Source organism: Savagea faecisuis, assembly GCF_042675605.1.
GTDB lineage: Bacteria > Bacillota > Bacilli > Bacillales_A > Planococcaceae > Savagea > Savagea faecisuis.
Window position 1 is genome coordinate 137,872 of sequence record NZ_JBHTJF010000034.1, and the last position, 17,371, is coordinate 155,242.

The following is a 17,371-nucleotide window of genomic DNA, read 5'->3' on the forward strand; positions in this document are numbered from 1 at the left end:
CTCCCTTTCAAACTTTTCATCTCGTTTTAAGATACATTTGTTTCTTCTACAGTGATCATGAGCTCTTGTACATCAAGTGCCCATTTCACATCATTCGGTCCTTGTACTTGGACAGGTAAGCGAGATTGTCCAACTCTATGGATGCTAGATGCATCAACATATAATTTAAAATTTGAATTGTTTAAACGATCCAGTTTTGACTTTTGACCTGTTATCGTTAATGTTGCCGTAGATGGCGAAATCACATTTGCTTCATAGTGCTCATCTAACCCTTCGATTTGAACGGGTAATTGTGAGAGTTTTTTGGATGTTTCTTGTTCCTTATCTGACTCTACATCACTTTCTACTTCAGCCTCTACTTCTTCATTTGTTTCAGGTTCCATGATCGTCTCATTGACATCCACTTGAACATTCACTTGTACAGTTTCAGGATCTACGCGTGATGCTCCTTCTGGTATGCGAATTGGCATTTTCACAGCACCTGAATTTTTCACTTTACTCAAATCAACTTCCACTAACAATTCATTTAAACGCTCAAGATCTTTTTTAGAACCAAACACAGTAGCAGATGCCGCATCTAGCGTCATCGAACGAATCATCACGCCTGGTACAGCCTCGCCCACTTGTGTCATTTTCAAAGGTAAACTTTTACTAAATTGTTCGATTTCTACTTGCACTGATACTTCTTGTGGCTCAATGGAAACATCTAATTTATTTAAGTCTTTATCTAATACACGAACTCTCGCTTTTTGTTCGAATGATTTTGTTACACCTTTTTCTACGTCGATACTTACTTTCACATATTCAATCGATTCAATGATGCTTTTCGCGCCTGTCACTTGAACTTGTTTCGGATTGACATCAATTGTAGATACATAATGCTCTTCGCCAATCGATTGTTCATTTAGTTCTGCTTCTACCGAAAACGTCGCGGTAATCATTTCTTCAATCTTCACTTTAATGCGACTTGGGTCAGAACGAACAGACAATTTGTCAGAAATATTTTCATATTGAATCATGACATAATGTTCACCGAGTGGCAAGTTCGTCAAGTCAACAAGCGCTGTGAAATCCTTTGAAAGTCTCGTCGATTGGACGATATTTTGGGGTCCTTCAATCTCGACATCTATCGTTTCTGGAACTCCCGTAACGACTAAGTTTTGTTGATCATAAAACACTTCAACAGGCACGTCTCGAATGACGTCAATCGTCTCTCCGCTTGCTGAACGCATTTTCTTTTCTTGCTCTGCTTGTACTGAGAAAAATAAGATGAGAGCGAGAACGAGCGCAGTGAGGCGAAGAAACCATGGACTATCCATAAATTTATCCATCTTTCTTCTTCCCCCATTTCCATACATTTGACTCAACGAGAGCAGTTTCATCCGCTCCGAACCACAATTCAGTCAAACGCTCTTCAAATTCATCAATTGTTAAGTTTCGCATAATATCGCCCGCTACCGTTAAACTAATAGCTCCTGTTTCTTCAGACACGATGATTGTGACGGCATCTGTCTCTTCACTAATCCCTAATGCAGCACGATGTCGTGTTCCTAAGTCTTTTGAAATGAACGGACTTTCAGACAAAGGTAAATAACAACTCGCCGCCGCAATTTTATTTTTTTGAACGATGACCGCTCCGTCATGTAACGGTGTGTTCGGGATGAATATATTAATAATTAGCTCTGACGTAATCGTCGCATCAAGCGGTGTTCCTGTTTCGATGTATTCGCTTAATCCCGTTTCTTTTTCAATCGAAATAAGAGCTCCAATTCGACGCTTCGCCATATAGCTAACTGACTTTTTCATCGCTTCAATTAAACGTTTTTGCTCTTCATCTTCTTGAAGAGAAGAACGTGTGAAAATCTTTCCTCGCCCTAATTGTTCAAGCGCTCGGCGCAATTCTGGTTGGAAAATAATAATGACAGCTAAAAATCCAAAGGTTAATACTTGCTCCATCATCCAACCGAGCGTGCTCAAGCCGAAAACTTCCGTTAGGAAACGCACGATTAAAATAACAAAAATTCCTTTTAACAATTGGACAGCTTTCGTCCCTTTAATAATAGTAATTAATTTATAAAATACGAACCAAACGAGCAAAATATCAATGATGTTTCGAATCCATTCACTCGCTTTCATCGTCATTAAGAAATCTAAATTACTCATGCGCTTCACCTCAATTCCATTCCGAAATAGTATCTATTTATTATAGCATACACTGTAACAGATTCCTTCTATTTTCAGACGTCCTATCGCTGAAGAGGTTTCCATTTCCAGTAAAAGATAAAACGAAATTTAAATATTTTTTGGCTTATTTGAAAAATATTTAAAAGAAACTCATTGACACATATTCATTCAAAAAAAAACTGCGCTTCCTTTATTGAATAGTGACAACAAAGGAAGTGCAGTTCATCAATTTTACTTTTAATTATTCTTCAGAAGAAGAGAATATATTTTGAACAGTCGTTTTAATTTTGTACCATAACCAATCAAACGCTTGATCAATTTCTTCTACTTCACCTGTAATGACAGCTGTAGAAGCCATATATTTCGTACCTTTAATGACGGTGACATCACCTTGAACTTCTCCTTCGATGCGCAAGTCCCCATTTTTTACGACGAGGTTACCATCGACAACAGTTCCTGCTGGCACGATGACCGTATTCCCATCGACAACTAAATTAGGTTGTTTCGTATACGATAACTGCTGATCGTTTCCGTAAGAAGAAAACAATGTCACACTCATTAAGACGAGGAACATCGCCGCAGCTGTTAACATCGGATACTTTCTTAAAAATTTTCCGATATGCAGCTTACGCTTTTGCTTTGGCAATTGTGCCATCACATTTGCTGTGAAATTCGCTGACGGTGCGACCGGCTCTAATTGTGAAAAAAGAAAGACGGTTTCTTTTAATTCGTTCATATGTTTTCGACACTCTTCGCATGATGACAAATGTTCACGCAAATTTGCTTCTTCTTCAATAGTAATATCGCCATCTAAATAGTTATGCATTTGTTCTACGATATGTTCTGGACAACGTTTCATTTGCTTCACCCTCCTACCAATTTCCCATCATTTGTTGTCGAAGAGCTTCTCTTCCTCTATGCAACCTCGTCTTGACAGTTCCGAGAGGTAAATCTAAAATTTCCGCAATATCTTTCAATGATAATTCCTCCATATAACGTAGAACGATCACTGGCCGATACGTTTCAGATAGTCGACTAATTTCATATTGAACGCGCTCTTGCGTCTCCATTTTTTCTAATTCTTCTTCCGGTAAATCTTCCGCTGACTCCAACTGAGAATACATGTCTAACCCTTCTGTTCCAGGCACTTCCGCATCTAATGAATAATCTGGCTTCTTCTTTCTTAATCGATCGATACATAAATTCGTCGCAATTCGAAATATCCAAGTGGAAAACTTTCGTTTTTGGTCAAACTTATGTAAATTCGTATAAGCCCGAACGAACGCTTCTTGAGCGATATCCTCAGACTCTTCGCGGCTCCCTAACATCCGGTAGCAAACATAATACACTCGATTTTGATATAGCATAACGATCTCTTCAAATGCTTCTTGTTTACCGTCTAATACTTCGTTTATTCGTTTATTTACTAATTCATCCACGTGCGCCTCACCCTCCGCTCTGTGCGGCTGTCTCTACTTTACGTTCGACAATGCATTAAGTTTCATTTACAGTGAATTTTTGTCGACTCGATCAAATCGCAGTTGTGAATGGGAGCTACGATTTCTCGTTTAGAACATTAAATGAGTGTTTCTCCTAATAAAGAACCCATTAATGTGACAGCGACATCGGCTGTTTTATTTTTTTCGTCTAAAATTGGATTCACTTCTACAAATTCTGCTGACGTAATACATTCGGCTTCTTGTAACATTTCTAATGCTAAATGACTTTCACGATACGTCATTCCTCCATCGACCGGTGTCCCTACTCCTGGTGTGTATAGAGGATCTAAACCATCTAAATCTAATGAAAGGTGCACACCGTCCACTGCACGTTCTTTCAAATGGTCGAGCGTCTTCTCCATGACAGCCGTCATCCCATACTTATCAATTTCATGCATCGTAAATACAGTAATGCCTAACTTTTGGATTAATTCACGTTCCCCTGGATCAACCGAGCGCGCACCGATAATAATTAAATTTTCAGGTTGGATGAAGTTTCCATTATGAAACAATGTCGTTAAACGTTCATGTCCATATCCCATACTGACAGCGAGGGGCATGCCATGAATGTTTCCAGATGGTGATGTTTCAGCTGTGTTCATGTCCGCATGTGCATCGAACCAAATGACACCTAAATTGCGATACGTTTGAGTTAAACCTGCTAAAGTTCCGATAGCGATACTATGATCTCCCCCTAAGACGAGTGGAAATCGCCCTGCTTTTACAATATCGGCAACTTTTTGCGCAAGTGCTTCATTCGCTTCTACTACTTCGTCTAAATTTTTCAAACGTTCAGCTGGATTTGGCTTCTTTTCAACCGCGCTTACTTGTATATCCCCTTCATCACATACTTCATGTCCTAAAGCCTTTAAACGTTCTACCGCTCCCGCATAACGGATTGCACTCGGCCCCATATCTACCCCACGCCGACTTTGTCCGTAATCTAATGGAACCCCTACGATTGAAATATTTAATTCTCTCATTCACCATTTCCCCTTTTTTCTTCATTGTAGCTTGAATAGAGAAACTTTTTCAATATGAAAAACCGAACTGCATGATTACAGTTCGGTTCGCATTCATTTATTGAATACCGACGATGCGATTTTCCAAAAAGAACACACATTCTACTGGTGCAATCGGACGACTGTAATAATAGCCTTGCCCTTCATGACAACCGAGCGATGCTAATATTTCTCCATGTTGCTTCGTCTCTACCCCTTCAGCAACGATGTTTAAACCGACCGTATTTGCCAATGTGACAATCGCACTAACAATCGCCTTACTATCTTCATTTTCATCAAGATCTTGAATGAAAGCACGATCAATTTTTACTGTGTCAACAGGAAGTTCTTTAATGTAACTAAATGAGCTGTATCCTGTTCCGAAATCATCGATTGCTACTGTCGCACCTAAATCTCGAATTTGTTGAATTTTTTTGCTCATCTCATCTTTATTCACAAATGTGCTTTCGGTCAATTCCACTTCTAATTGAGTAGGGGAAATATGATGACATTGTAGTGCTTGCTGAATCATTTCTACAATATTCTCTTCTTCGATTTGAATCGTTGAGAAGTTCACAGCCATACGTAAATTAGTATGCCCCATCTCTTCCCACTCACGCAATTGTGCGAGCGCTTCGTTCAAAATCCACTCTCCAAGGGGAACGATAACTTTTGTCTCTTCTGCCAATGGAATGAACCGATCTGGTGGAATGCGTCCGAGATCTGGATGATTCCATCGAACGAGTGCTTCAAAGCCAGTCAATTCTAATGTTTTTAAATCAACTTTCGGTTGATATTCTAATTGGAAATACTCTTGCTCAACACTGCGTTTTAACTCGTTTTCCAGTAAGATACGCTCCAAAGTTTTAGATACCGTTCCCAGTTCATATAGCGCTAAAGAGCCGCCACCTTCTACTTTGACTTTCTGCAATGCTTTTTCAGCTCGAGTTACTAAGTCCGATGCTTTCGTAGCGTGCTCAGGGAATAAAGACATCCCGCTACTAACGGATAACTCGTACTCTTTATCATCAATTGCGATTGGCTCTTGTAGATAAAGGCGAATTCCCTCAGCTAATTGCATCGCATCTTCTTCATTCTGAATACGACTTAAAGTGAAAGCAAACTCATCGCCAGAAATACGACCGATAATATCTTCTTCTCCAAGCACTTCTTTTAAACGATTGGCGACGACTGATAATAAATAGTCACCCGCTTGATGTCCTAAAGAATCATTTACATAGCGAAAACGATCAATATTTAAATGAACGAGTGCTAAGCATTGTTCATTCGCAATCGTATGTTCTAATTTTTTATATAAATGACGACGAAAAGCGGTGCGATTCAATAAAGTCGTTAACTGATCATTCGATGCTAAATCTAAAATGCGTTGCTCGGAAATTTTCTGTTCTGTAATATCGTGCATGACGATAATATGATCTCCTAAATATTTTCCTTCATCTTGGATTTGATACATATTTGCACGCATATAGGCTACGGTCTGATCACTTTTTAACACACGAAACTGTAAGACTCGTTGTGACTTTGCATACTGCACGACATTACGCAAAGTGCTCGTCCGATCACTTTCATAAATAATATCGCTAAAGTCTGTACGCTCTAATTGCTCTGACGGATACCCTAACAATTTTCTAAATGAAGGAGATGCATATTTAAATTTAGATTCATTATCAATGACAGCGATAAACTCTGATGCATTTTCTGTAATGAGACGATACAACTCCGCATTATCGCGAATCGATTCTTCCATCTGCTTCTTTTCAGTAATATCCCAACGAATTGAAATATATTGAATCGGCTTACCTTTCTCATTTAAAAATGGCACGATTACTGTATCTACCCAATAATAAGTTCCATCTTTCGCTCTATTTTTAACTTCACCACGCCAAATCTTTCCTTGTCCAATTGTGCGCCACATTTCTTTAAAGTATTCTTTTGAGTGATGTCCCGAATTAACAATATTATGATTTTTCCCAATTAATTCATGAGGTTCATATTTAGACATGCTGACAAAATGCTCGTTCGCATATATCACTTTTCCTGTTGGGTCAGTAATTGCTAAAATAGCTGATTGATTAACGGCGGAAGCCACATCTTTCGCCATTTTCTCTGGGTCTCGATCGCCACTTTCACCTATTACTTCTGTTATATTATCTATCAAACTTTTCACGAGACGATCCCTTCCTCTCAACAGTCATTCGATTGATTAGACATTCTGCCTAAATCGAACACTAACTATCCCTTTATAATTACGTTCTATTTTCCTAGTGTAAATATTGTAAACTATTCTTCTCTCTTCATTTTATCATTTTTTTAACATTGTATAAATAGCTTTACTTCATTTCTCTTGGAAAGTCAGTTATATTTATTCACAATTACATCTGAATGTCACGATTATATTTTATTTTATTACAAATTACAAAAAAGTTGCAGAACAAGTATATTCTGCAACTTTTTTAAGTATTATAAGGACTGGGGTAGCTGGATTCGAACCAACGAATGACGGAGTCAAAGTCCGTTGCCTTACCGCTTGGCTATACCCCATAATGGTGGTGGGGGACGGATTCGAACCGCCGAACCCTGAGGGAGCGGATTTACAGTCCGCCGCGTTTAGCCACTTCGCTACCCCACCTTAGGTTATTTGATTTTAAACATAAAAATGGTGACCCCTACGGGACTCGAACCCGTGTTACCGCCGTGAAAGGGCGGTGTCTTAACCGCTTGACCAAGGGGCCACATAAAATATTATTTTGACATCCATTTAGTACTTTAACAAATCTCTTACAATATTGCAAGCTTTTATTAAATATATAGTAAAGCTTCCAGCCGGGATCGAACCGACGACCTCATCCTTACCATGGATGCACTCTACCTACTGAGCTATGGAAGCAAAGTAGACATAAAAATGGCTCCGCAGGCAAGGCTCGAACTTGCGACCGATCGGTTAACAGCCGATTGCTCTACCACTGAGCTACTGCGGATTCATCCTAGTTGTCTTCCTCAAGACAAAATTAATTATAGCATAAGTAAAACAGTTGTCAACGTTATTTATAAAAAATCTTTTAAAACGAAGAAAAGATGCCGAACCTCTTCTTATCCCGAAGTTTCTCAACATCTTTTCTTTTATTATGCTTTTTTCTTTTCTTGTTTCTTCGCTTTTCTTTCTTCGCGACGAGCTTCTAACTTCGCTTGGTCTTCATCTGACTGGCGATTGTATTTCGGCAAAATTAACAATTGATAACTGTTAACCGCAACGAGCGGGAAAAGTAAAATTGTCGACCATTGTTCGATGTTCCCTGTCTTGACCATTAAAGCAGGTAACCATTCTAACGTCGTAACAGCGATCATAAAGAACAATGCCGGAATAAATGTATGTTTTTTCGTCCATTGTGCTTTCAAATATGCTGTGACGAAAGCCGTTCCTAATAAAACGATCATCCAAAAGACGTAAAGTCCAACATAATCAGAATTCCCTTTCATAAAACGGAAATAAATTAAATCAAAAATGACGAATCCGATAATGACGACTTGAACCCAGTTCCATAACGTAAGAGAACGGAACATATTGACACCGAACTGATGAATCGTTAAATACGCAAAGAAACCCATTTGCGCGACGACACTCATCGTAAACCCTAAAAAGATCATCCATAAAAATGCACCTAAAAACTGAAAGTATTCGCCGTCTGCCCACATACTCGAGAAAAATTCCCAACGTACAACGAGACCGACGACCGCTGTAATGGCTCCACCAATGAGTAGCGCATTAAAGAAAAACTTCACCCAATTTCGTATTGTCACAATGTATTCCTCCATTGTTTATCATTAGTTATTAGTCTAACAACTGATTTTTAAAAAATCTATTCATTTTCTCACTGTTCACCGATTGTTCTTGTTTAAACATAGTGAAAATCACAAGTAAACTTGCATATTGCTGTGCGAAGTTCACTTGTGATTCAATTAAACTTACTTATGCTTCTGTTTTCTCGATAACTTTTTGTGCTACTTCATGATAAATTTCACCGATCGGGTGATTTTTCGCATAAACAGAAGGTGCGAAGTCTTCTTCGTTCCAATCTGGTTGTCCGAGTGGAATTTGTCCGAGTAATTCGGTACGTAACTCTTCTGCTAAGCGTGGACCGCCTCCGCTACCGAACACGTACTCTTTCTGGTTTGAAACTTCTGATTGGAACCATGCCATATTTTCAATAACACCTAAAATTTCATGGTCTGTTTGTAACGCCATCGCTCCAGCGCGCGCTGCGACGAATGCCGCTGTCGGATGCGGTGTTGTGACGACGATTTCTTTCGATGCTGGCAACATTTGGTGAATGTCTAATGCGACGTCTCCAGTACCTGGTGGTAAGTCGAGAATTAAGTAATCTAAGTCTCCCCACGCGACGTCTCGGAAGAACTGATCGAGCACTTTACCGAGCATAGGACCACGCCATACGACAGGCGCATTATCTTCCACGAAGAAGCCCATTGAAATGACTTTTACTCCGAAGCGGTCAACCGGTTGAATAATACCGTCTTCCACTTTCGGTAAATCGCGAATTCCCATCATATCTGGAATACTGAATCCGTAAATATCTGCGTCAATTAAGCCTACTTTTTTGCCAGCACGTGCAAGTGCTACAGCTAAGTTGACCGATACTGTCGACTTCCCTACCCCACCTTTACCTGAAGCGATTGAAATAAATTGCACTTTGCTAAGCGGTGACAAAATATCTTGCGCTTCCGCTGCTGTCGCAGAACCACGGAATTTTTCAAGCGTTTCTTTCGGCAATTCTTCAAAACGAATTCCGACAGTAGCCGCTCCCGCTTCTTTTAATACTTCAACGACTTTCATTTGGAAAGCCATTTGCTCTGGTGTATTTAACACCGCTAATGCAACTTTCACACTGACGTGTTGTTTCTCTTCTTTAATTGACACTTCAACGAGCCCATCTGTTTCCGCTAAAGTTTTATGTAAAAACGGATCTTCTAAAGCTCCGACAACTTCTCGAACTGTCTGTTCAGTTAACACGATGAAACACTCCCTGTTTGTATATATTTATCAAATTTTAGTATATCATATTCAACTCTTTGTACACGATGAAAGCGACTTAAAAAATCGAGAGTACGTTGAAACATATACTCTCGACTTTCCACTCACTCGTCTAAACCTGTTGGAATAACGACTTCCCCGCGCCACTCAATCATACCGCCTGTCATATGAGCAACCTTGAAACCTCGTGCCGCCATATAATCCCCTAAAGCACGCGTACGGTTCGCCGCACGGCAAATTAAAACATATTCCGTTTCAGGATCGAACTCCCCTAAACGAGCAGGTACCGTGTTCATCGGGATGTGTACAGCTCCTGGAATCATGCCCGTCGCCACTTCAAAATCTTCTCGAATATCGATTAAATGAAATTGCTCTCCCTCGTCCATACGACGCAATAATTCATCGGTTGAAATTTCTTGTAATACATTCATTTGACAAACTCCTATCTCAATTAACTTTGTTTGTTATAAGTATATCGATGAATTGTTTAATTAACGATAAATTTGTTTGAAATTAATGATTTCCTCCTAAAAAATAAAAATGCGCTAGCTCACAGAACTAACGCATTGTAAAACGTATTTAATTTTTAATCGTATTGATAGAAACCGCGACCTGATTTGCGGCCGAGCCAACCTGCGCTCACGTACTTGCGCAATAATGGGCATGGACGATACTTGCTATCTCCTAATCCTTCGTGTAACACTTCCATAATAGATAAGCATGTGTCGAGTCCGATAAAGTCAGCAAGTGTTAATGGTCCCATCGGATGGTTCATTCCGAGTTTCATGACAGCATCAACGTCTTCTACCGATGCAACGCCTTCATATACCGTGTATACCGCTTCGTTAATCATCGGCATTAAAATACGGTTCGCTACGAAACCAGGGAAGTCATTTACTTCTACCGATGTTTTATTTAATTTTATGCACATGTCTGCAATTTGTTGGTACACGTCATCGCTCGTTTGTAACCCGCGAATTACTTCTACTAATTGCATGACGGGTACCGGATTCATAAAGTGCATGCCGATCACTTGCTCAGGACGATTTGTCGCTGCACAAATGTCTGTAATCGGTAATGATGATGTATTCGATGCTAAAATCGCATGTTTCGGTGCAATCTCATCGAGCTGTTTAAAGACTGATGTTTTCACGTCCATATTTTCTACAACTGCTTCGATGACGAGATCGCAATCTTGCGCATCATTTAAAGTAGATGAAGCTGTCAGACGCCCCATCGTCGCTTGCTTCTCTTCTTCCGTCATTCGTTCTTTTTCAACCGCACGTGCGAGCAATCCTTCAATGCGACTCATCCCTTTACTGAGTGCATCTTCATTCATATCGTTTAACAATACGTCATATCCTGCTTGCGCACATACTTGAGCGATGCCAGAACCCATCTGTCCCGCTCCTACAACCATTACTTTTTGAATAGCCATTCCATTCCCTCCCATGTTAGAAACCGCTTACAATTATTCGTAAACGCTTATGTAAAAATACGTTCTCTTTTAGTTTAAACATTATTTAGGAGATTTGCAAGAGAGGAAAAAAGGTTCTCCATATGAAAAACCAGTCACTTCAAAATGAGTGACTGATTTCTTTTAAGGCAAACAATGTTTCGAATTGTGCATCAGGAAAAGCTGAAAAATGAGGACTATCCGGACCAAATGTATGTGTTAAATCGACCCATTTCCGACTTTTCAAATAATTCATCGCTTCTGCTAACCGTTCTGCCATAAAGCACTCCCCCCTTTGTATTATGATTCATTATACAAAAAAGATTCACCTTCGCATCAATCTCTTTCGACTAATGTCGCAATCCCTTGCCCGACTCCGATACACATCGTTGCAAGGCCGAGCTTCGCGTCACGACGCTTCATCTCATGAAGCAATGTCGTTAAAATGCGTGCGCCACTTGCGCCAAGCGGGTGACCGAGAGCGATCGCACCACCGTTCACATTCACTTTATCAACTGGAAGTTGTAAGCCATCTATACAAGCGAGTGCTTGCGCTGCAAATGCTTCATTCAACTCGATTAAATCGAGTTCTTCCACTGTTCGATTTGCACGTCGCAATAACTTTTCTGTCGCTGCGATCGGTCCAATGCCCATCACACGTGGCTCCACTCCTGCTGTCGCAGACATCGTATAATAGCCGAGCACGTCGACTCCGAGCTCTTTCGCTCGCTCTTCACTCATTAATAGTAAAGCGCTCGCTCCGTCGTTCACGCCTGAAGCATTGCCTGCTGTAATCGTTCCGTTTGGGAAAAGCGCACGTAATTTTTGAAGTCCTTCAATTGTCGAATCGGGACGTGGATGTTCATCGACAGAAACGACTACTTCTTCCCCTTTTCGTGTCTTATACGATACAGGAACAATTTCATCCGCAAAGCGGTCTGACTGTTGTGCCTCTTTCGTTTTCAATTGCGATTGAAGCGAAAATTCATCTTGTCGTTCACGTGAAATATTATAATCTGTCGCGACATTTTCAGCGGTTTGAGGCATCGTGTCAACACCGTACATTTCTTCCATTTTCGGATTGACGAAACGCCAACCGATCGTCGTATCTTGCAGTTGCATTTCTCCTCGTGGGAATGCTCTGCCTGGTTTCGCCATGACAAAAGGTGCGCGAGACATACTTTCCGTACCGCCGGCAATCATCACATCCGCTTCTCCTGCTAAAATCGTACGCGCCGCAAAGTTAACCGCATCTAACCCTGAGCCACATAAACGATTCAACGTCGTGCCACCAACTTCAATCGGCAATCCTGCCAGCAAAGCGGACATTCGTGCCACGTTGCGATTTTCTTCTCCTGCACCGTTTGCATTTCCAAAAATGACATCGTCAATCGTAATCGGATCAAGCGCTTCATTTCTTTGTAACAACGCTTGAATGACGATCGCTCCTAAGTCATCTGGTCGAATCGAACTTAATTCTCCTGCATATCTTCCAATCGGTGTACGTACTGCATCTACAATCGCTACTCTTGTCATCGTCGTCACTCCTTTAATAATGGTGAAATTGTATATTGTAAAGATGTGGATTGTTCAATATCTTGTAATGTATAACCTTCTGACACTTCGATGAGTTCATAATGATCTTCTTGCCACTTGAATGTTGCGCGTTCTGTAATAATTAAATCCGCTACTCGTTCTGACGTAATGGGAAATGTACATTCATCCAATAACTTTTGATCGCCGTCTTTTGACGTATGCAACATCGTAACGATCACTTGTTTCGCCCCTTCTAGTAAGTCCATCGCTCCTCCGACACCGACGATATCTTTTCCAGGAATCGCCCAGTTGGCAATGCGTCCTTTCGAATCAACTTGCAAAGCACCGAGTATCGCTACATCGATATGTCCGCCTCGAATCATGGCGAACGAGTCGGCACTATGGAAATACGAAGCACCGATATCTTCACCGACAGGGAGTTTACCTGCATTGACGAGTTGTGGATCGACATTTGCTTCGTCTAACTCTGCCACCCCAAGCAAACCGTTCTCCGTATGGAAGTAATAGTCCCCCTCTTCCAAATAATTCGGCACGAGTGTCGGGATACCGATTCCGAGGTTAATGACCGCATATGGTTCAATATGAGACGCTACTTTTTGTGCAATAATTTGTTTAGGATTCATAACGTACTTGCCCCCCTTCTAACAATGTCGCTTTGCTCAAAACGAGATGATCGACGTATAAGTGCGGTGTTGCGATCGCTTCTGGATCTAATTCGCCGACTGGTACAATTTCATCGACTTCCACGATCACTTTTTTACCTGCTGTCGCCATCATCGGATTGAAGTTGCGCGCTGTTTTGTAGTACGTTAAATTTCCGAGCTCGTCCGCTTGATGCGCTTTAATGAGTGCGACATCCGCGTGTAAAGCTTCCTGTAACACATATGTCTTCCCACCGAACTGTTTCACTTCTTTTCCTTCTGCGAGTTTCGTTCCCGCACTCGTACTCGTATAAAACGCTGGAATCCCTGCTCCTCCTGCGCGAAGTGCTTCCGCTAACGTTCCTTGTGGGATGAGTTGCAGCTGCAATTTCCCTTCGTTATACATACGAACCGCCTCACGATTACTCGTAAAATACGAACCGATCGCTTTTGAAATTTTGCCTTGCTGTAAAATCCGGCCGAGCCCTCTGCCTTCTTCCCCTACGTTATTACTAATAACGGTTAGTTCATCCACTGCACGACTTTCCAACGCTTTTAAAATCGTCAGCGGGCTTCCAATTAATCCGAAACCGCCGACCATCATCGTTTGACCTGAGTGAATCATATCGGCCGCTTCTTCAGGCGTAATCACTTTATTTCGCATCACAATTCCTCCTTTAAAAAGTTCGTAAGTCGTTCTATCACTTCTCGTTGTTTATTAAATGCTAGTTCATAATGATTTTGATCCGTTTCGAACACTGTCACATTCGACTGCTCTTGAAAAATACGGTAATTGTCTTTCGTAAAAAGTGGTCGTTCTCCGAGAGGCCCTTCCCCTGTAATGAGGTACGTCGGTTTATCGTTCGTCTCTACATAATGCGCCACATCGTAGTCATAAAAACTATCGAAGTCTTGTTTTATTTTTTCAGGGTTCGCCACATTTCCGAATGCTCCTTCTTTCGGTCGGCATTCGTAGCGGACCGCTTCTAGCACATCTTCATCGATGGTGACTTTTAAATTTTTATAAATGGTTGTCGTTTCTTCCACATATGGCTCACACGTGTCGTACTGATTGTTCATGCGACCGAGCGACGGGTAAACGAGCGCTTTTCCTTCTTCGTCGACGTGTCCACCACCATCTACTAAAATGACGCGTTGAACACGGTCTGTTTTCGTTGCGACTGCTTGAGAAATGTAAGCTCCCATCGAATAACCGAACAACGTCACATTCGTTAACTGAAGTTGATCCAGCAATTCTAAAACATCGTCCACATGCGTCGGAATGCCACTATCTTCTGTTTGCGCTGAACTGTCGCCACGACCTCGTAAATCGATCGCAATCACTTCATACTGCATTTGAAATGCTTTGCGATATTTCGTTAGTTGATGACGGTTACCTGTAAGTCCGTGAATCATGACGATCGTGCCATTTGTTGCATGCTCTTCTCCGTACACCGCGTAATGAAGATGCCCACCGTCTCGCAATAATATATTCATATTCGTTCCTCCTCATTTCACTGTAAAAATCGCATATTGTACGCCGCTCGGTAATCGTTCTCCTGTCGCGACGAATAAATGTTTATTCATCCAGTCATATTTCGGACTGTCCGTTTCAAAAATCGGCGCATGGCGGAAATAATAATCTTCTTTCGGCACATGCTCTCCTCGCCCAAGTCGCTCTAACACTTCTTTCGGACCTGTCCGAATGCCGCGATACGTCATTAAAATCGTTGCGCCATCATCTGTTTCAAGCACGATTTTCACATCTTGAATGATCGTGCCATCTTCACGAACGACGATCCAATCCGACCCTCCTGGACGCACATTCGCTTTAAAGTCTGGACCTTCTAACACGCCTCCTGTTACGCCAATAATGCGACGAGCTGCTCCGTTGTATGTCTTACCTGTCGTCGGAAATTCAGTTTCTACTTCTAATGTCATATTGCATAAAAATTGTAAAGTTGGTGCTTCGTATAATTGCATGGAACTCTCTCCTTTAAGTATGATAAAAAACAAAAAACGGCATTAATCAAAGGTCTACAAAGACCTAAGATTAATGCCGTTATTTACTAAGGTGTAGAGGTAGGGTAATACCTCCTGTTAGCAAAAAGGCGTTCTTATTTTTTTATCACTTCATCAACGAATCGTTGATGAGCGTTTTTTAATGCGACGATAATTGATTGCTGCGACGGTGCGAGAAAATGTTGTTGGATGCGTTCGATAAGGAGGTCGAGATCCGTATGAAAATTCGCTCCTACTACTAATTGCTCCAAGTACTGTTGCGCAAGCTTCGTCACAAATGTAAATTCGACATTACGAATGAGATGCGTCTCTTTCTCAATCTGTAACACGATACCAGAATGTTTAAAACGCTCATACATTGCAGAACCTTGAGGGGCTTTTGAATAAGCCGTTACTAATATCGTATCCATAACATGAGCCACCCTTTCAATCATTCTGAATGTATCATTATCGTATCAACGTCTTCATTTTTTGTCAACTATGAAAGCGCAAGCAATTGCCTAATACCAATCTTTTTAGCACTTGTTATTGACAACGATAAACAACGTCTGATACGATTATCTTACAATTCTGATAAAATGAATGCAATTTCTTTTTTATAAAAAAGAAAGCAACTTGCCTTCACTCTAACTGAAAAATATACCCTATTTTTCAACCATTAGACTGATCACGGCATGAAATGAAGAGACTGTTCTCTTCGTTTCATGCCGTTTTTTATTTTGTCAGAAAAGCTAAAATATAGAGAAGGAAGTGAACGTATGAACATTCAATCAGTTCAAATTGATATCGTTGATTTGCCGACGATTCGTCCGCATCAATTATCGATGCACACGATTACGATGCAAACGATCGTTGTTGCACAAGTACGTGACACAGAAGGGCTTGTCGGTTGGTCAGAAGTCGCAACGATCGGAGGGGCTTCTTATGGTGAATCGACACCAGAAGCGATAAAAGCGAATGCCGAAGTATACATCGTCCCGCATTTAATCGGCAAAGATCCAAAACAGTTCAACCGCATTATGCATGATGTTTCAAAGTTTGTATCAGGCAACACGTTCGCCAAAGCACTCATTGAAGGAGCTTTGATCGATTTAGCCGCGAAACAACGACAGTTACCTGCCTATGATTTACTCGGAGGGAAAATTCATGACGCTTTGCCGATCGCTTGGACTTTAGCGAGCGGAGATACAGGAAGCGACATCGAAGAAGCGAAAGAACTGCTCCATCAAAAACGCCACAATATTTTCAAGTTAAAAATCGGTGTTGGAGATGCGATGAAAAACGTCGAACATGTGTTAAAGATTAAAGAAGCGGTTGGAGATCAAGCGCGCCTCACTGTCGATGTCAATCAAGCATGGGATGAACGTACGGCCTATTATGCAATCGAAGCGCTGCAAGATGGCGGTGTTTCCATGATTGAACAGCCGTTACCGAAATGGGATTTCGAAGGAATGCAACGATTGACGGAGCGTTTCCACGTTTCTATTATGGCAGATGAAGGAGCGAACGATGCTCATGAAATTTTCCAAATCGCGAAACATCGCGCAGGAAGCAGTATCGCCCTTAAAATTTGTAAGGCAGGTGGCTTACTCGCAACGAAAGAAGTCGCAAGTATCGCACGAGCAGCGGGTCTTGAGCTTTACGGCGGAACGATGATTGAATCCTCTCTCGGATCAGCGATCGGCTTACACGTATATGCTACATTGCCAGAGCTACAATTCGGTACAGAGCTATTCGGTCCGTTATTATTCCAAGATACACTCACGACAAACGACATCGAATACCGCGACTTCCAAGTACACATTCCAGAAGGCATTGGATTTGGTATGACAATCGATGAAGAAAAATTAAAGCACTATAAACGTCAATAACACGTATGAAAGAGCGAGTTTATTTCAAAGACTCGCTCTATTTTTTTACGCAAAAAACCCTTCAACTGTTTG

The 17,371-nt window shown here is 41.1% G+C and carries 17 protein-coding genes, 5 tRNA genes and 1 pseudogene; 1 reads left to right on the plus strand and 22 read right to left on the minus strand.

Annotated elements, in window-relative coordinates; translation table 11 throughout:
* Window positions 1–26 precede the first annotated feature (26 nt).
* From ACFQ0V_RS10070 to ACFQ0V_RS10175, 22 genes and pseudogenes are all read right to left on the minus strand, one after another.
* Entirely contained in the window at window positions 27–1,331 is a 1,305-nt protein-coding gene (locus ACFQ0V_RS10070) for a CdaR family protein (RefSeq protein ID WP_381012976.1), read from the minus strand.
* A complete protein-coding gene (gene cdaA / locus ACFQ0V_RS10075; RefSeq protein WP_381012979.1) occupies window positions 1,324–2,163 on the minus strand; it encodes a diadenylate cyclase CdaA in 840 nt (279 codons plus the stop codon). The genes ACFQ0V_RS10070 and cdaA overlap by 8 nt, the downstream gene beginning before the upstream one ends.
* 262 nt (window positions 2,164–2,425) lie before the next feature.
* Window positions 2,426–3,043, minus strand: a complete 618-nt coding sequence (locus tag ACFQ0V_RS10080) for an anti-sigma factor family protein (RefSeq protein WP_381012981.1) — start codon at window positions 3,041–3,043, stop codon at window positions 2,426–2,428.
* Between the two features lie 13 nt (window positions 3,044–3,056).
* Window positions 3,057–3,623, minus strand: a complete 567-nt coding sequence (gene sigW / locus ACFQ0V_RS10085) for an RNA polymerase sigma factor SigW (protein ID WP_381012983.1) — start codon at window positions 3,621–3,623, stop codon at window positions 3,057–3,059.
* A 137-nt stretch (window positions 3,624–3,760) separates the two neighbouring features.
* Complete coding sequence (gene rocF, locus ACFQ0V_RS10090) at window positions 3,761–4,666, minus strand: arginase (protein ID WP_381012985.1); 906 nt, start codon at window positions 4,664–4,666, stop codon at window positions 3,761–3,763.
* A 97-nt stretch (window positions 4,667–4,763) separates the two neighbouring features.
* The gene (locus ACFQ0V_RS10095; protein WP_381012988.1) at window positions 4,764–6,872 is read right to left on the minus strand and encodes a sensor domain-containing protein; all 2,109 of its coding nucleotides are present in this window, start codon (window positions 6,870–6,872) and stop codon (window positions 4,764–4,766) included.
* 302 nt (window positions 6,873–7,174) lie between these two features.
* A tRNA-Gln gene (locus tag ACFQ0V_RS10100) sits at window positions 7,175–7,246 on the minus strand.
* Between the two features lie 3 nt (window positions 7,247–7,249).
* Window positions 7,250–7,334, minus strand: a tRNA-Tyr gene (locus ACFQ0V_RS10105).
* 28 nt (window positions 7,335–7,362) lie between these two features.
* Window positions 7,363–7,437: transfer RNA gene (locus tag ACFQ0V_RS10110), tRNA-Glu, on the minus strand.
* A gap of 82 nt (window positions 7,438–7,519) precedes the next feature.
* A tRNA-Thr gene (locus ACFQ0V_RS10115) sits at window positions 7,520–7,592 on the minus strand.
* A 16-nt stretch (window positions 7,593–7,608) separates the two neighbouring features.
* Window positions 7,609–7,683 (minus strand) — tRNA-Asn (locus tag ACFQ0V_RS10120).
* Between the two features lie 145 nt (window positions 7,684–7,828).
* Window positions 7,829–8,503 carry a KinB-signaling pathway activation protein gene (locus ACFQ0V_RS10125; RefSeq protein WP_381012989.1) on the minus strand — a complete coding sequence of 225 codons (675 nt, stop codon included), beginning with the start codon at window positions 8,501–8,503 and terminating at the stop codon, window positions 7,829–7,831.
* 169 nt (window positions 8,504–8,672) lie between these two features.
* The gene (locus tag ACFQ0V_RS10130) at window positions 8,673–9,731 is read right to left on the minus strand and encodes a P-loop NTPase (RefSeq protein ID WP_381012992.1); all 1,059 of its coding nucleotides are present in this window, start codon (window positions 9,729–9,731) and stop codon (window positions 8,673–8,675) included.
* Window positions 9,732–9,856: 125 nt separating this feature from the next.
* Window positions 9,857–10,183 carry a rhodanese-like domain-containing protein gene (locus tag ACFQ0V_RS10135; protein ID WP_381012994.1) on the minus strand — a complete coding sequence of 109 codons (327 nt, stop codon included), beginning with the start codon at window positions 10,181–10,183 and terminating at the stop codon, window positions 9,857–9,859.
* A gap of 155 nt (window positions 10,184–10,338) precedes the next feature.
* A complete protein-coding gene (locus ACFQ0V_RS10140) occupies window positions 10,339–11,190 on the minus strand; it encodes a 3-hydroxybutyryl-CoA dehydrogenase (protein ID WP_381012997.1) in 852 nt (283 codons plus the stop codon).
* A 169-nt stretch (window positions 11,191–11,359) separates the two neighbouring features.
* Window positions 11,360–11,488, minus strand: a pseudogene (locus ACFQ0V_RS10145) (cyclase family protein); the annotation flags it as partial.
* Between the two features lie 56 nt (window positions 11,489–11,544).
* Window positions 11,545–12,744, minus strand: a complete 1,200-nt coding sequence (locus tag ACFQ0V_RS10150; protein WP_381012999.1) for an acetyl-CoA C-acyltransferase — start codon at window positions 12,742–12,744, stop codon at window positions 11,545–11,547.
* Window positions 12,745–12,749: 5 nt separating this feature from the next.
* Window positions 12,750–13,388 carry a 3-oxoacid CoA-transferase subunit B gene (locus ACFQ0V_RS10155; RefSeq protein WP_381013001.1) on the minus strand — a complete coding sequence of 213 codons (639 nt, stop codon included), beginning with the start codon at window positions 13,386–13,388 and terminating at the stop codon, window positions 12,750–12,752.
* On the minus strand, window positions 13,378–14,070 hold the full coding sequence (locus ACFQ0V_RS10160) for a CoA transferase subunit A (protein WP_381013003.1): 693 nt from the start codon (window positions 14,068–14,070) through the stop codon (window positions 13,378–13,380). The genes ACFQ0V_RS10155 and ACFQ0V_RS10160 overlap by 11 nt, the downstream gene beginning before the upstream one ends.
* Entirely contained in the window at window positions 14,070–14,903 is an 834-nt protein-coding gene (locus tag ACFQ0V_RS10165) for an alpha/beta hydrolase (protein WP_381013006.1), read from the minus strand. The genes ACFQ0V_RS10160 and ACFQ0V_RS10165 overlap by 1 nt, the downstream gene beginning before the upstream one ends.
* A 12-nt stretch (window positions 14,904–14,915) precedes the next feature.
* Window positions 14,916–15,389 (minus strand): DUF3237 domain-containing protein, encoded by a 474-nt coding sequence (locus ACFQ0V_RS10170; protein WP_381013008.1) that lies wholly within the window; start codon window positions 15,387–15,389, stop codon window positions 14,916–14,918.
* A 134-nt stretch (window positions 15,390–15,523) separates the two neighbouring features.
* Window positions 15,524–15,838, minus strand: a complete 315-nt coding sequence (locus tag ACFQ0V_RS10175) for a DUF3870 domain-containing protein (RefSeq protein WP_381013010.1) — start codon at window positions 15,836–15,838, stop codon at window positions 15,524–15,526.
* Window positions 15,839–16,186: 348 nt separating this feature from the next.
* Here ACFQ0V_RS10175 and ACFQ0V_RS10180 point away from each other — a divergent pair, with 348 nt between their 5' ends.
* Window positions 16,187–17,299 (plus strand): muconate cycloisomerase family protein, encoded by a 1,113-nt coding sequence (locus ACFQ0V_RS10180; protein WP_381013012.1) that lies wholly within the window; start codon window positions 16,187–16,189, stop codon window positions 17,297–17,299.
* Window positions 17,300–17,371: the final 72 nt, after the last annotated feature.